Below are 14,714 nucleotides of genomic sequence, written 5' to 3'. Positions count from 1 at the left end.
TTAAAACTCCACACCGGCTTGCGCTTTTACGCCAGCGCGAAACGGGTGTTTGACCAGCGTCATTTCCGTTACCAGATCGGCCAGTTCCAACAGTTCCGGCTTTGCGTTGCGCCCGGTCAGTACAACATGCGTCATTGGCGGCTTTTCCTGCGCCAGAAATTCAACCACTTCCTCCACACTCAGATAGTCGTAACGCAGCGCAATATTGATCTCGTCCAGAACAACCATGCGGTTGCGCTCATCCAGAATCATCGTCCTGGCCATTTCCCAGGCCGCTCTTGCCGCGGCAATGTCCCGTGCCTTGTCCTGCGTTTCCCAGGTGAAACCTTCGCCCATGGCATAAAACCGGCAAAGCTGGCTGAAATTCTGTTCCAGCAAAGTGCGCTCGCCCGTGCTCCACGCGCCTTTGATAAACTGCACCACCGCACAGGGCATTTCATGCGCAATGCACCGCATGACCATACCGAATGCCGACGAGCTTTTGCCCTTGCCATTGCCTGTGTGCACGATAATCAGGCCTTTTTCGCCGGATTTTCCTTCCATCATCCGGTCACGCGCCGCCTTGATTTTCATCATCTTTGCCGTGTGGCGGGCGGCTTCGCTTTCCGAAACAGGCGGATTGCCGGACATTGACTGCTCCATTGCTGGTGGTGGCGCTTGACAACACAACGCCTTCTGGCAGAGGTATCGCACATTGGTTCCTGTTTTTGACAGGCTAAGAGGGAATGCGACAGAGGGAAACCTCAAAGCGCAGCCGCCCCCGCGACCGTGACCGGAAAGGCAGCCCAAGCCACTGGCATAATGCCGGGAAGGTGGGCCCGCCGTTGGAAAGCATTTTTCCTGAATCCGCAAGCCGGGAGACCTGCCAGTGCAATGATTACGGGCGGACGGGGTTCTCCGCGACCGGAACGGGTACACATCTGCCCTTCTGGCGCCTGCCCTCCGCATGGTTTGGAAAGGCGCATCAATGTCCGGGGTAACGCTGTACGTTTGCACGACATGCAGCCGAAGCAATCCGCGCTATGGCGACTCGCCGCGCGCGGGCAAAATTCTGCACGAGCGTCTGTCCGAGGAGCAATTGCCGGAGGGAGTCGCGCTTGTTGGCGTCGAATGCCTTTCCGCCTGCTCCCGAAGCTGCTCTGTCGCGCTGACCGCGCCGGGCCGCTGGACCTATGTTTACGGCGATCTTGACCCGGACATTCACGTTGCTGCCATTCTGGATGGCGCAGCCCGCTACAGTGCCACGGACGATGGGCTGGTGCCCTGGCGTGAACGGCCGGAAATTTTTCGCAAACAATCTGTTGCCCGCATTCCCCCGCAGGAGTCCTGAAATGTCTGATCTGTCCAAAATTCCCGTCACCGTCATTACCGGCTTTCTCGGCTCCGGCAAAACCACGCTGATCCGCCACTTGATGGCTAACCCACAGGGCAAAAGACTGGCGGTGCTGGTCAATGAGTTTGGCTCTGTCGGCGTGGACGGCGATATTCTGAAATCCTGCGCCGATGAAAACTGCCCGGTGGAAAACATTGTTGAACTGGCCAATGGCTGCATCTGCTGCACAGTGGCGGATGATTTTATTCCGACAATCGAGGCATTGATGGCTTTGCCACAGCGCCCGGATCATATCCTGATTGAAACCTCTGGCCTGGCACTGCCCAAGCCCCTGCTGAAAGCTTTTGACTGGCCGGCAATACGCTCCAGAATAACCGTGGACGGGGTGATTGCGCTGGCCGATGCCGAAGCCGTGGCCAATGGCCGGTTTGCACCAGATGTTGCGGCGGTGGATGCTCAGCGTGCGGCAGACGAAAGCCTTGACCACGAAACCCCGCTTTCCGAGGTGTTTGAAGACCAGATAAGCTGCGCCGACATTGTGCTTTTGACCAAGGCTGACCTGGCTGACGTCGGGCAGATGGAAAGCGCCCGTGCCTATATCGAGGCGGAAGCGCCGCGCAAACTGCCAATTCTGGAAATAACCGATGGGCAGATTGATCCACGCGTCATTCTTGGCCTGAACGCAGCGGCCGAAGATGACCTGGAGGCCCGCCCCTCGCACCATGACGGGGCCGACGATCATGAGCATGAAGATTTTGACTCGATGGTCGTGGAACTGCCGGAAATTGCCGATGTTGAAGCCTTGAAAGCCGCCATTGAACGGCTGGCGCGCGAGCAGGATATTCTGCGGGTAAAGGGGTATATTGCGGTTGCCGGAAAGCCCATGCGCCTTCTGGTGCAGGCTGTAGGTGACCGGGTGCGCACCCAGTTTGACCGGCCATGGGGAGAGACACCGCGCGCCAGCCGGCTTGTGGTGATTGCCGAGCATGACGCCATTCAGCCGGAGGCAATTCGCGCCACTCTGGGAGCGTAACAGGAAAAACGATGCACGTCATTTTCCGCGAAAGCCACGGACTGGAAGAGGCCGACACACCGCAGGATCTGGGGCAGGATGCCGCTGATCTGGTGGTGCTTTCGTTTTCCGACAGCGACCTGGGGGCTTTTGCGGCAGGTTGGCAACGGGCGGCGGGTAGCCTGCCAAGTTTGCGGCTGGCCAATCTGGCCAGTCTGCGTCACCCCCTGTCTGTTGACACCTATGTCGAGCGCACACTGCGCGGCGCCAAAGGCGTGTTGGTGCGGGTGATTGGCGGCGAGCAATACTGGTCTTACGGGCTGGCCAGCCTGCATGCGTTGGCGCGTGAAAAGAAAATTGCGCTTGCCTGCTTGCCAGCCGGTGGCAATGACGATTCACGACTGGATGCTTTGTCGACGCTGCCAGTCTCGACACTTCGGCGGCTGACCGCCTTGTGTGATGCCGGTGGCCCGGTTGCGGCACAGGCCGCACTGGCGCAGATGGCACTTGCCTCTGGCCTCTATGCGCAGCCGGTTGCCGGGGCCAAGACCATGCCCGACTGGGGCTGGTACGATCCGGATGCGGGTGTTATGGCGCAAGCGCAACAAAGCACTGCGCCTTTCGTTCCCGTGGTGTTTTACAGATCCTACCTGACCGCCGCTGACCTGGCCCCGATAGATGCATTGATTGCGGCTTTGCGGCAAAGGGGCTTTGCCTGTGCCGGACTTTTTGCGCCCTCGTTGAAATTTGCACAGTCTGGCGAAGTTGCGGCTGTGCTGAAAAATGCCGGCTGCGCCGCCATTGTCAACGCTACAGCATTTTCCGCCCGTTTGGAGAATGGCGCGTCACCGCTGGATAGCGCCGGGTGTCCGGTGTTTCAGGTGGCTCTTTCCACGGCTGGTCGGCAGGAATGGGCCAGATCCGAGCGGGGACTTTCGCCCGCGGATCTGGCCATGCATGTGGTGCTGCCGGAGGTGGATGGACGTGTGTTCACTGGCGTTGTCAGCTTTAAGGCGCAAACCGCGCGTGACGATGATCTGCAGTACAGCCGCCAGATCCATCAGCCCGACCCACAGCAGATTGCCGATGTGGCCACACGCGTCGCTGCCTGGCATCAGTTGCAGTCCACTCCACCAGCCGACAAACGTCTGGCACTGATACTTTCAACCTATCCCGGAAAAGCGCACCAGATTGCCCATGCCGTAGGACTGGATGCGCTGGCGTCTGCCAATGCAATTCTGGGCGATCTGTCGAATGCTGGTTACGCAACAGAACCATATGAGGAGCTGGCCGCCGCGCTGTCAGCCAAAAAAATACACTGGCCGTTGAAGCAGTATCTGGCAGCGCTGGCGACATTGCCGGAAAGCTTGCAGCAGGATTTGCAGCAGGCATGGGGAGCGCCCGAAAACGACCGAGATTGTGCCGATGGCGGCCTTTACTTCCACGCCTGCCAGCAAGGCAATGCGCTTGTAGCCCTGCAGCCGGAGCGCGGCGAGGTTGCATGCCGTGATGCAACCTATCACGACCTTTCACGAACGCCGCGCCATGCCTATGTGGCGTTTTACCTGTGGCTGCGCGCCCGCCAGACCCATGCCTGTGTTCACATTGGCGCACATGGCACGCTGGAGTGGCTGCCCGGCAAAGCTGTGGCCCTGTCGCCCGATTGCTGGCCGCAGGCGCTGACCGGCCCGATGCCGGTGATCTATCCGTTTATCGTCAACGATCCGGGAGAGGCCGCACAGGCACGCCGGCGCATTGGCGCTGTGACACTGGGCCACCTGCCCCCGCCAATGACCCACTCTGCTGTGCCGGATGGCCTGCAGCAGTTGGAAACCCTGCTGGATGAATATTCCACCGCCGACGGGTTGGACCCGGCCAGACGCGACCGGCTGGTGGCGGATATTCGCGCGCAGGCGGCGGAGCAAGGCGTGGAAGCCGACCTTGGCCTTGCGCCGGACAGCTCGGCGGCAGAAGCGATTGTGCGCATTGACCGCTTTGTCTGCGATATCAAGGAAAGCCAGTTTGGTGATGGCCTGCATGTCTATGGGCGCGGCGACTGCGGTGAAGCGGAGCGTGAAGGGCTGATTCAGGCGCTTGACGGCAAGCGCGTTGCCGCCGGGCCTTCCGGCTCACCCTATCGTGGACGAAGCGACGTTTTGCCAACCGGGCGCAACCTGTACACCACAGACCCGCGCGCCGTGCCCTCCCGCGCGGCGCATGCACAAGGTGTCAAGCTGGCGGAAGAACTGCTTCGCCGCCATTTGCAAGACCACGGCGACTGGCCACACGGGCTGGTGGTCGACCTTTGGGGCTCTGCCACCATGCGCACCGCTGGTGAGGAATTTGCCATGGCCCTGCATCTGGCCGGGGCTGCGCCGCGCTGGGATACAGCCAGCAGCCGGGTGAGCGGCTTTGAAATTCTGCCGCTGGCCCTGCTGGGGCGGCCACGCATAGCCGTAACTTTGCGGGTTTCCGGCCTGTTCCGCGATGTGTTTCCCGGCCTTGGTCAATTGTTTGAATCCGTTGCTGCCGCGCTGGCGGCACGAGATGAAGGACCGGATGAAAACCCCTACTCCACTGCCATGCCACGGGTGTTTGGTCCACGCCCCGGGCAATATGGCCTTGGCATGGGTGCTCATCTGGACGATTTTTCACCGCAAGCGCGCCTTGCGGCGGGTGAGGCATGGATCAACAATTCGCAATGGGCTGTTGGGCAGACAGATGCGCAGCCGGACCGTGCCGCGCTTGAAGCACAAATGCGCAGTGCCGACAGCTTTGTGCACGTTCAGGACCTTGCAGAAAGTGATTTGCTGCTGGCCGCCGACTATGCGGCGCACGAAGCCGGTTTTGCCGCAGCCATGCAGACGCTTGGCAAACATGCCCCCGCTCTCTACCACCTTGACAGCCGCGACCCGGAAAAACCCCGCGCGCGCACCCTTACGGAAGAAATTGCCCGGACCGTGCGCGCCAGAGCCGCCAACCCCGAATGGGCCAGTGGCATGATGCGGCATGGCTTTCGTGGCGCAGCGGAAATTGCTGCAACACTGGAGCATCTGGCAGCATTTGCGCATCTTGCCGGTGTGGTGCCGGAGCATTTGTTTGATATCTACCATGATGCAACGCTTGGCCGCGCCGAGCTTTATGCATTTATGGAGCAGGAAAACCCTGTAGCTCTGAACGCGATGAAAGATTGCTTCACACGGCTGATCGCGGCAGGATTGTGGAACAGCCGCCGCAACTCGGTTCTGGCAGGGCTGTCGCAAATGCGGGATTGCCTATGAGCAATTACGAAATCAAGGGCTGGTGTCCCGGTGCCTTGCGGCCCATGCTGTCGGGCGATGGCGCAATTGTGCGCATTCGCCCAAATGCTGGCAGATTAACCGCAGCTCAGCTTGCGGTGATTGCGCGTTTGGCTGAAACCAGCGGCAATGGCACGGCAGAACTTTCCAACCGCGGCAATATTCAACTGCGCGGCATTGCCGACGGGGCTGTGGCCACCGTGCAGGCAGCACTGGCCGCAGCCGGTTTGCTGGACCAGAACCTCGAACAGGAAGCACGCCGCAACATTGTGGTGACACCCTTTGAAGACAGCGCAGCGGATCTGGCCTTGCAGCTTGAGCAGGAATTGCAGCACGCACCCGCCTTGCCGGGCAAATTCGGCTTTGCAATCGACACCGGGCACGTGCGGGTGCTGGCAGATGTCAGCGCGGACATCAGGCTCGAACGGGCAGACACCGGTGAATTGCTGTTGCGGGCGGATGGTTGCGCCCTTGGCGTTCCGGTTGCTGCCGAGCATGCTGCGCAAAGGGCGGTGCAATTGGCCGCCTGGTTTGCGCAAAGTGGCGGCAAGCGCATGAAGCAGCATCTTGCCGAAGGGCATGCGCTGCCACAGGAATTTGCGCCGCAGCGATTGCCGGTCAACAGCGCTGCCGCGTTGCAGCCCGGCCCCGTTGGCAATGGCTTTCTGATCGGCTTTGCCTTTGGCGTCATGGACATGACGGCGCTGAACGCCCTTGTTGCCTGCCAGACCGCCATTCGCACGACACCGTGGCGTATGGTTCTGGTGGAAGGGCCATGCAACGTGCTGGCCATTCCGGGCGCGGTGTTGAATGCGGATGAGCCGTTGATGCGGGTGGATGCGTGTGTCGGTGCACCCGGATGCCAGCAGGCGAATGGCGAAACCCGGCAACTCGCCCGCGCGCTTGCGCCTTATCTGCCAGCAGGCCAGCGTCTGCATGTTTCCGGCTGCGCAAAAGGTTGCGCGCAGACCGGTTATGCCGCACACACGCTGCTGGCGACAAACTCCGGCTATGCGCTGTTTGACGGGCGTGGCTTTTCCACCCCTCCCGACCGGACGCTGACCCGCCAGCAGATTCTTGCCAATCCCTCCCGCCTGTTCGAGAACCGCTAATGCCGCATATTTATGAAACTGACGGAGCGGCCATCTACCGCCAGTCCTTTGCCACGATACGCAGTGAGGCGGAGCTTTCCGGCTTCACCCCGGATGAAGAACCGGTGGTGGTGCGAATGATCCATGCAGCGGGCCTGGTAGGGCTGGAAGCCGATATTCGCTTTACCAGCGGAATGGCCGTTGCCGCACGCGCGGCGCTGCGGGCTGGCGCACCCATTCTGTGCGACGCGCATATGGTGAGTGAGGGCATTACCCGCACCCGGCTGCCCGCCAGCAACCCCGTTATCTGCACCTTGCGCGATGCCAAGGTGCCGGAATTGGCGCGCCAGATGGCAAACACCCGGTCCGCGGCAGCACTGGAGCTATGGCGGCCGCACCTTGCGGGCGCGGTTGTGGCGATTGGCAATGCGCCCACCGCGCTGTTTCATCTGCTTAACATGCTGGAAGACCCTGCCTGTCCACGCCCTGCCGCCATTATTGGCTGTCCGGTTGGCTTTGTCGGCGCGGCGGAATCCAAGGCAGCCCTTATGGCCAATCCGCCAGTGCCGGCATTGGTGGTGCTCGGGCGGCTTGGCGGCAGTGCTATTACCGTGGCCGCTGTCAACGCACTTGCCAGTCTGGAGGAATAGATGAGCCGTATCATCTGTGTCGGGCTTGGCCCCGGCGATCCGGACCTGATGAGTGTCAAGGCCGCGCGGCTTTTGGGCAGCGTTGTGCAAGTGGCCTATTTTCGCAAGGCGGGGCGGCGCGGTCAGGCCCGGCAGATTGTGGAAGGGTTGCTGGCCCCCGGAGCAGCGGAATTCCCGATGGAATACCCCGTCACCACCGAGCTGGATGTTTCCGACCCGGCCTATAATGCGGCCCTGGCGCGGTTCTATGATGAGTGGACCACGAAGCTGGTGCAACTGACCAGAAATGGCGACGTGATCGTGCTGTGCGAGGGTGACCCGTTTCTCTACGGCTCGTTCATGCATTTGCACAGCCGCCTGCAGGGCCTTGTGCCGGTGGAAGTTGTGCCCGGAATTACAGGCATGTCCGGCTGCTGGACGGCCACCGGCCAGCCCGTTGTCTGGGGTGATGATGTTCTGTCGGTTCTGCCCGGCACCCTGCCTGAGCAGGAACTGGCCAAACGCGCCATGGGCAATGATGCGCTGGTTTTCATGAAAATTGGCCGAAACCTTGCCAAAATTCGCCGTGTGTTGGCAGAAAGCGGCAGGGCAGAAGCGGCATGGCTGGTAGAACACGGCACAATGCCCAACCAGAAAATTGCCCGGCTGGTGGATGTGGATGACGAGGCCTGCCCGTATTTCGCAATCATCATCGTGCATGGGCAGGGCCGCCGACCGGAAATTGTGGCATGACCGGCAGTTTGAAAATTGTGGGCCTTGGCCCCGGCAGCGCCGATTTGCTGACGCCGGAGGTGGTTGCCGCCGTGGACAATGCCACCGATGTTCTGGGCTATGTGCCCTATGTTGCGCGCGTTGCCCCAAGGCCAGGCCTGACGTTGCATCCATCCGACAACCGGGTGGAGCTTGACCGGGCAAACCACGCGCTGCAGATCGCCGCCAGTGGCGGGCATTCCGTGCTGGTGTCATCGGGCGATCCGGGCGTTTTTGCCATGGCATCTGCCGTGTTTGAAGCGTTAGAGCATGGTCCGGCGGAATGGCTGAAACTGGATGTGCAGGTGCTGCCCGGCATAACCGCCATGCTGGCCGCTGCCGCACGTCTTGGCGCGCCTTTGGGACATGATTTCTGCGCCATCAACCTGTCAGATAATCTCAAGCCGTGGGAACTGGTCGAACGACGGGTGCGACTTGCAGCCGAGGCGGATTTTGCCATGGCGTTTTACAATCCTCGCTCCGCATCACGCCCGCATCAATTTGCCCGCATTCTTGAGCTGTTGAGCGAATGCTGCGAGCCGGAAAGGCTGATCAGCTTTGCCCGCGCCGTTACCACGCCGGAAGAGCGGCTTGCCACGGTGGCACTGGCGGATGCCACGCCCGATATGGCTGATATGCGCACCGTGGTTCTGGTTGGCAATTCTGCAACCCGGCGCATTGGTCGCTGGGTCTATACGCCAAGATCTGCACTATGAAGCCATTGCAACGCCGCATCAACAGTATTGACGACGGCCCGGTCCGGCAGAATGGGTCGCGCGATCATGATGACCGGCAGGGCCAACTGGCGCGCCGCCAGAACCTTTGCCACAGCACCCGCGCCCCCGGCATTTTTGGCGACAAGGCGGGTTATGCCGTGGCTGCGCAGAAGCGCAGCATCGCCTTCCACATCAAACGGACCACGCGCCACAACCACATGGGCATTTGCCAAGGGCATTTCGCCTGCCCACGGGTCAACCACCCGCAAAAGATAGTGATGCTGCGGGCGACCAGCGAAATCAGCCAGATTCTGCCGCCCGATGGCAAGGAAAACCCGTTCCGCCGGCCCACTCAAGGCGGCAACGGCACCAGCCACATCTTGCACAACCTGCCATTGATCTTCCAGCTCCGGCGCCCACGCAGGCCGTTCCAGCGCCAGCAATGGCACCCCGGTAACCCTGGCCGCAGCAATGGCATTTCTGCTCATCTGAGCGGCAAACGGGTGAGTGGCATCGACAATGCCGCGAATTTTGTTTTCAATCAGAAATTCGACCAGCCCGTCCACGCCGCCAAAGCCGCCAATGCGGGTTGGCAATGGCTGGCTGGCCGGAGCGTCGGTGCGTCCGGCATAGGAAAAAATACCCGGCAGACCGGCTGCCGCCATGGCGCGGGCCAGAGCCGCCGCCTCTGCCGTGCCGCCCAGCACCAGCGTGCCTGCCTGTTTGTAAGAGGTCACGATGCCCACTGATCCCTGGCTTGCCATAATCGGCCTTGGCGAAGATGGACCGGATGGGCTGAATGATGCAAGCCGTAAGGCACTTGCCGGGGCGGAGGTGATTTTCGGCGCGCCCCGCCATCTGGCATTGATTGGAGCGGATGCGCGTGGCCAGGCCTGGCCAGAGCCATTTGCGCTGGAGCCGCTGCTGGCGCTGCGCGGTCGCCCGGTTGCCGCGCTGGTTTCCGGCGACCCGTTCTGGCATGGCGCAGGTGGCAGTCTTGCCGCACATCTGCAACCGCATGAATGGCGGGCCTTTCCAGTCGCGTCCAGCTTTTCACTGGCGGCGGCGAGGTTGGGTTGGCGGCTGGAAGATGTGTGCTGCCTCGGGCTGCACGCCGCGCCCTTTGAGCGACTTGTGCCGCATCTGGCCGACAAGCAGCGCCTCATCTGCCTTGTGCGCGATGGTGCGGCCCCGGCGGCGCTGGCGCAATGGTTGGTGGACCATCAGTTTGGCAATTCCACGCTGCATGTTCTGGAACGGTTGGGCGGGCCAGATGAGCGTATGAGCCGGTGCACGGCCGCCGGTTTCGATGTTTCAAACGTTTCCGCACCGGTCTGCGTCGCCGTTGAGCTGCATGGAGCGAACGGATTTTTGCTTACCCCCGGCAGGCCGGATGACGAGTTTGCGCATGACGGGCAGATCACCCGTAGCGCCATTCGCGCTGTGACGCTGGCCGCACTGGCACCACGTGCCGGACAGGTCCTGTGGGATCTGGGCGCGGGCTCAGGCTCCATTTCAGTGGAATGGTGCCTTGCTCACCAGGCCAACCGCGCCCACGCCGTGGAGCTGAAGCCAGAGCGGATCGTCAATATTGCCGCCAATTCCCGCGCTTTCGCGCTGGAAGAGCGATTGCACATCCACAGCGGTTCAAGCCCATTAATGTTAACAGCCTTACCTCCTGCGGACGCTGTGTTTGTTGGCGGCGGGTTAAGCGAAGAACTGCTGGCGCTTTTGTGGGCCAATACGTCCACCGGCACGCGAATAGTTGTCAATTCGGTCACACTGGAAAGCGACGCCCTGTTGACGCAACAGGCAGGCAGGTTCGGCGGCGGCCTCTGCCGGTTTGCAATGTCCAGCGCCGAACCACTGGGCAATCTGCGCGGCTGGAAGGCCGCACGTCCCATTACGCAATGGATTGTGGTTCGATGATTGCGCTGGGTCTGGGTTTTCGCAGTCAGGCGGATGAAACCGCCCTGTTGGCGGCCTTTGAAGCAGCCGTTTCCAACCGTTGCCAGCCTGACGCCTTGGCCACTGTTGCCAGCAAAGCTTCTGCGCCGGCACTGCTGGCGCTGGCAAACCGGCTGCAATTGCCCGTTCTGGCAATTGACGAGGCGCAACTTTGCGCACAAAACACACCAACACAATCGCCGTTTGTCCGGCAAAGGTTCAACACTGGCAGCGTTGCGGAAGCCGCAGCCCTTGCAGCGGCTGGCCCCGGCGCAAAACTTATTGTCAGGCGCGTGGTTGCTGCAAGCGGCATGGCAACCGCCGCCATTGCGGAAAGCCCATCATGACCGTGCATTTTATTGGCGCTGGCCCCGGCGCACCCGATCTTCTGACATTGCGGGGCCGCGACCTGATAGCGGCTTGCCGGGTTTGCCTTTATGCCGGTTCGCTGGTGCCGGAAGCCGTGCTGGCACATTGCCCGCCCGGCGCAAAAATCATCAACACCGCCTCTATGGATCTGGACCAGATCTGCCTTGAAATTGCCGCCGCTCATGCCGATGGCCATGACATTGCCAGGCTGCATTCGGGCGACCTTTCCGTATGGTCGGCCATGGGCGAGCAATTGCGCCGCCTGCGCACAATGGGCATTCCGTATGATGTGACGCCCGGGGTGCCATCCTTTGCTGCTGCCGCTGCGGCGCTTGGTGCAGAACTGACACTGCCCGGCATTGCGCAGAGCGTGGTGCTGACCCGCACCTCCGGGCGCGCTTCCGCCATGCCGGAAGGCGAAAACCTGGCCGCCTTTGCCGCAACCGGTGCTGTGCTGGCCATTCACCTTTCGGTTCACGTGCTGGACAAGGTGATTGCCGAGCTGATGCCGCATTATGGACCAGACTGCCCGGTGGCCATTGTCTGGCGGGCAAGCTGGCCGGATCAGCGCATCGTGCGGGCAACGCTGGCAACGCTGCAACTGGATGCAGACATGGCAGCGCAGCGCACGGCGCTCATTCTGGTTGGCCGTACGCTGGATGCGGAAGACTTTGCCGAAAGCCGCCTTTATGCCGGAGATTATGACCGGCGCTTTCGCCCGGTTGGCACCAGCCCGCGTTTTCCGGAGGGTGAGTGATGTTGCCACCCGGACTGATGATATCCGCCCCCGCTTCCGGCACGGGAAAAACCACCCTGATGCTGGGTCTGGCACGGGCTTTCACCCGGCAGGGGCTGGTTGTGCAGCCCTTCAAATCCGGGCCGGATTACATTGACCCGGCTTTTCACACGGCCGCCGTTTCCAATGGCCGAACCTCGGTCAATCTGGACAGTTGGGCCATGCAGAGTGGCAGACTGGCGCATTTGTTATCCCGCGCCGGAGGCGCAGACATTGTGCTGGCCGAGGGGTCTATGGGCCTGTTTGACGGTGTGGCGCGAGCGGGAGAAACAGGCGTTGGTGCCAGTGCCGATATCGCCGCACTGACCGGCTGGCCGGTGGTTCTGGTGGTTGATGTTTCCGGGCAGGCGCAAACCGCCGCTGCGGTTGCACGCGGCTTTGCCGGGTTTCGCCCCGGCGTGAAACTGGCAGGCGTGGTTTTGAACCGGGTCGCCAGCCCCCGCCATGAAAAGCTGGCCAGAGCCGGTATGGCAGAGGCAGGCATCCATGTTTTCGGCGCATTGCCGCGTCGCGCTTCCATTGAGGTGCCGGAGCGGCATCTGGGCCTTGTGCAGGCCGAAGAACACGCCGCGCTTTTGCCCCTGATCAACGAGGCTGCGGATTTTGTTGAGGCGCATCTGGATATGGAAGGCATTCGCCAAGCCGCGCAAAGCCTTGGCAACGTTGTTTCACAGACAAAACTCTGCCCGCCGCCGGGGCAGCGGATTGCACTTGCCCGTGATGCCGCATTTTCCTTCACCTATCCGCATATTCTGGAAGACTGGCGCGCGCAGGGGGCGGAGATTATGACGTTCTCTCCCCTCAACGATCAGGCCCCGGACGCGAGCGCAGATTGCTGCTGGCTGCCCGGTGGTTACCCGGAGTTGCATGCAGAAAGACTAGCCAGCGCCTCAGCTTTTCGCAGTGCTTTGCATGAATTCGGCCAGACCCGGCCCGTGCATGGCGAATGTGGAGGCTATATGGTGCTGGGCGCGGGCTTGATTGACGCACAGGGCGTACGCCATGAAATGGTGGGGCTTCTGGGGCTGGTAACATCCTACGAAAAGCGCAAAATGCATCTTGGCTACCGCTCTGCGCAATTGCTGGCAGCAATGCCGGGTTTTGCCGCCGAAACGCGGCTGCGCGGCCATGAATTTCACTATTCCACCATCATCGAACAGCCGGATCTGCCGCTGGCGCATGTGGTGGATGCTGAAGGCACAGCCGTACCGGAAACCGGTTCACGCCGTGGGCATGTATCCGGCACGTTTTTTCACCTGATCGCCGAGGCGTCATGAGCGGATTTGTCAGCTTTGTTTCTGCAGGGCCGGGTGATCCGGAATTGCTGACGCTCAAGGCAGTGGCGCGTCTGGCGGCTGCAGATGCCGTGTTGTTTGATGATCTTGCTTCCGGGCCTATTCTGGCGCATGCGCACAAGGATGCTGATCTGGTGGCCGTGGGAAAGCGGGCGGGTCAGCCTTCGCCCAGGCAAAGCCATGTCAGCCAATTGCTGGTGGATTATGCGCGCACCGGCGCTAAAGTAGTGCGGCTTAAGTCCGGCGATGCGGGGCTGTTCGGCAGGCTGGAAGAAGAAATCATTGCACTGCGCGCTGCCGGAATTGAATTTGAAATCATTCCGGGTGTTACATCGGCACTGGCTGCAGCAGCCGCAGCCGCAATTCCGCTGACAAGGCGCATGACCGCGCGGCGGGTACAGTTTGTCACCGGCCACGACACCAAAGGCACATTGCCGGACGACATGGACATTCAGGCACTGGCAGACCCCACCGCCACCACAGTGGTTTTCATGGGTCAGCGCACATTTGCACAATTTGTGCAGCGGCTTGTTGCTGCAGGTTTGCCGCCGGAAACCCCGGCCATGCTGGCCAAAAATATTTCCCGCCCCGACCAGCACATCAGCCGATGGCAGATATCCGGCTTGGCCACTCACCTGGCGCAGGCCAACAACGCCGACCCGGCATTGATAGTGTATGGCCCGTTAATGGACGCGCAGGATGATTGAGCTGGACCTGATCGGCATTGGCACAGGCAACCCCGACCATTTAACCTTGCAGGCCATCAAGGCGTTGAATGCTGCCGATGTGGTGGTGATACCGCGCAAGGGCAATGACAAGGCCGATCTGGCTGATCTTCGACGGGACATCTGCACATCGGTGCTGAGCGGCAGCACAAGAATTGTTGAGTTCGACATGCCGGTTCGCAATCCGGCCATTGCTGATTATCAGGAGCGGGTAGCTGCGTGGCATGCCGCAATTGCCGCTCTGTGGGCGCAGACGATTGAAACGGCTGTTGGCGCGCAAGGCCGCGTTGCCCTGCTGATCTGGGGTGACCCAGGCCTATATGACAGCAGCCTGCGTATTGCCGCTCAGCTTGATGTCCGCATCAATGTCATCCCCGGCATTACCTCGCTTCAGGCATTGGGCGCAGCGCATGGCATTCCCATCAACGATGTTGGCGCACCGTTTCTGGTGACCACCGGCCGCCAGTTGCGCGACCATGGCTGGCCGCAAGGGGTGGATACGGTGATTGTGATGCTGGATGGCGAATGTTCGTTTCAACACATCGCGCCGGGTGGCATCAGCATATGGTGGGGGGCCTATGTTGGCATGCAGCAGGAGATTACCCTCTCCGGCCCGCTTGCCACCATGGCTGCGACCATTATGACCACAAGGCAGGCAGCCCGTGCGCAACATGGCTGGATTATGGACATTTACCTGATGCGCAGGACCGCAGGTCCAGAGATCGCTTGAC

General features: G+C 61.2%; 15 protein-coding genes and 1 riboswitch. Of the genes, 13 read left to right on the top strand and 2 right to left on the bottom strand.

Going from position 1 to position 14,714, the window contains the following annotated elements:
- Positions 1–630, bottom strand: coding sequence for a cob(I)yrinic acid a,c-diamide adenosyltransferase (gene cobO, locus FPY71_RS13575; protein WP_149300836.1), 630 nt, complete (start codon positions 628–630; stop codon positions 1–3).
- Positions 631–678: 48 nt separating this feature from the next.
- Positions 679–884: riboswitch (cobalamin riboswitch) on the top strand.
- A gap of 83 nt (positions 885–967) precedes the next feature.
- Between cobO and FPY71_RS13570 the strand changes: the two genes are divergently transcribed.
- The 7 genes from FPY71_RS13570 to cobJ are packed head-to-tail and all read left to right on the top strand — an operon-like array spanning position 968 to position 8,851.
- The gene (locus FPY71_RS13570; RefSeq protein ID WP_149300835.1) at positions 968–1,330 is read left to right on the top strand and encodes a DUF1636 family protein; all 363 of its coding nucleotides are present in this window, start codon (positions 968–970) and stop codon (positions 1,328–1,330) included.
- 1 nt (position 1,331) lies between these two features.
- Positions 1,332–2,366: a cobalamin biosynthesis protein CobW gene (gene cobW / locus FPY71_RS13565; protein ID WP_149300834.1), complete on the top strand. Its 1,035-nt coding sequence runs from the start codon at positions 1,332–1,334 to the stop codon at positions 2,364–2,366.
- Between the two features lie 11 nt (positions 2,367–2,377).
- On the top strand, positions 2,378–5,626 hold the full coding sequence (gene cobN, locus FPY71_RS13560) for a cobaltochelatase subunit CobN (protein ID WP_149300833.1): 3,249 nt from the start codon (positions 2,378–2,380) through the stop codon (positions 5,624–5,626).
- Complete coding sequence (locus tag FPY71_RS13555; protein ID WP_210246296.1) at positions 5,623–6,756, top strand: precorrin-3B synthase; 1,134 nt, start codon at positions 5,623–5,625, stop codon at positions 6,754–6,756. Before cobN ends, FPY71_RS13555 begins: the two co-directional genes overlap by 4 nt.
- Positions 6,756–7,385: a precorrin-8X methylmutase gene (locus FPY71_RS13550; RefSeq protein WP_149300832.1), complete on the top strand. Its 630-nt coding sequence runs from the start codon at positions 6,756–6,758 to the stop codon at positions 7,383–7,385. The genes FPY71_RS13555 and FPY71_RS13550 overlap by 1 nt, the downstream gene beginning before the upstream one ends.
- Entirely contained in the window at positions 7,386–8,117 is a 732-nt protein-coding gene (locus FPY71_RS13545) for a precorrin-2 C(20)-methyltransferase (protein WP_149300831.1), read from the top strand.
- Positions 8,114–8,851, top strand: a complete 738-nt coding sequence (gene cobJ, locus FPY71_RS13540) for a precorrin-3B C(17)-methyltransferase (protein ID WP_149300830.1) — start codon at positions 8,114–8,116, stop codon at positions 8,849–8,851. Before FPY71_RS13545 ends, cobJ begins: the two co-directional genes overlap by 4 nt.
- Here the strand turns inward: cobJ and FPY71_RS13535 are convergent.
- Positions 8,827–9,615 carry a cobalt-precorrin-6A reductase gene (locus FPY71_RS13535; protein ID WP_149300829.1) on the bottom strand — a complete coding sequence of 263 codons (789 nt, stop codon included), beginning with the start codon at positions 9,613–9,615 and terminating at the stop codon, positions 8,827–8,829. The genes cobJ and FPY71_RS13535 overlap by 25 nt on opposite strands.
- Here FPY71_RS13535 and cbiE point away from each other — a divergent pair.
- Genes cbiE through cobF form a run of 6 tightly spaced genes read left to right on the top strand, consistent with a single transcriptional unit; the run spans position 9,590 to position 14,713 of the window.
- Complete coding sequence (cbiE, locus tag FPY71_RS13530) at positions 9,590–10,780, top strand: precorrin-6y C5,15-methyltransferase (decarboxylating) subunit CbiE (RefSeq protein WP_149300828.1); 1,191 nt, start codon at positions 9,590–9,592, stop codon at positions 10,778–10,780. The two genes, FPY71_RS13535 and cbiE, sit on opposite strands and share 26 nt — an antisense overlap.
- Entirely contained in the window at positions 10,777–11,145 is a 369-nt protein-coding gene (locus FPY71_RS13525) for a cobalamin biosynthesis protein (RefSeq protein WP_149300827.1), read from the top strand. The genes cbiE and FPY71_RS13525 overlap by 4 nt, the downstream gene beginning before the upstream one ends.
- Positions 11,142–11,924 (top strand): precorrin-4 C(11)-methyltransferase, encoded by a 783-nt coding sequence (gene cobM, locus FPY71_RS13520; RefSeq protein WP_149300826.1) that lies wholly within the window; start codon positions 11,142–11,144, stop codon positions 11,922–11,924. Before FPY71_RS13525 ends, cobM begins: the two co-directional genes overlap by 4 nt.
- Entirely contained in the window at positions 11,924–13,240 is a 1,317-nt protein-coding gene (locus tag FPY71_RS13515; protein WP_149300825.1) for a cobyrinic acid a,c-diamide synthase CobB, read from the top strand. The genes cobM and FPY71_RS13515 overlap by 1 nt, the downstream gene beginning before the upstream one ends.
- On the top strand, positions 13,237–13,965 hold the full coding sequence (gene cobA / locus FPY71_RS13510; protein WP_149300824.1) for a uroporphyrinogen-III C-methyltransferase: 729 nt from the start codon (positions 13,237–13,239) through the stop codon (positions 13,963–13,965). Before FPY71_RS13515 ends, cobA begins: the two co-directional genes overlap by 4 nt.
- Entirely contained in the window at positions 13,958–14,713 is a 756-nt protein-coding gene (gene cobF / locus FPY71_RS13505; RefSeq protein WP_149300823.1) for a precorrin-6A synthase (deacetylating), read from the top strand. The genes cobA and cobF overlap by 8 nt, the downstream gene beginning before the upstream one ends.
- Position 14,714 lies beyond the last annotated feature (1 nt).

Source organism: Aureimonas fodinaquatilis, assembly GCF_008369445.1.
Taxonomy (GTDB): domain Bacteria; phylum Pseudomonadota; class Alphaproteobacteria; order Rhizobiales; family Rhizobiaceae; genus Aureimonas; species Aureimonas fodinaquatilis.
Note: the sequence above shows the minus strand (reverse complement) of the source record. Positions and strands in the feature narration are given on the sequence as shown.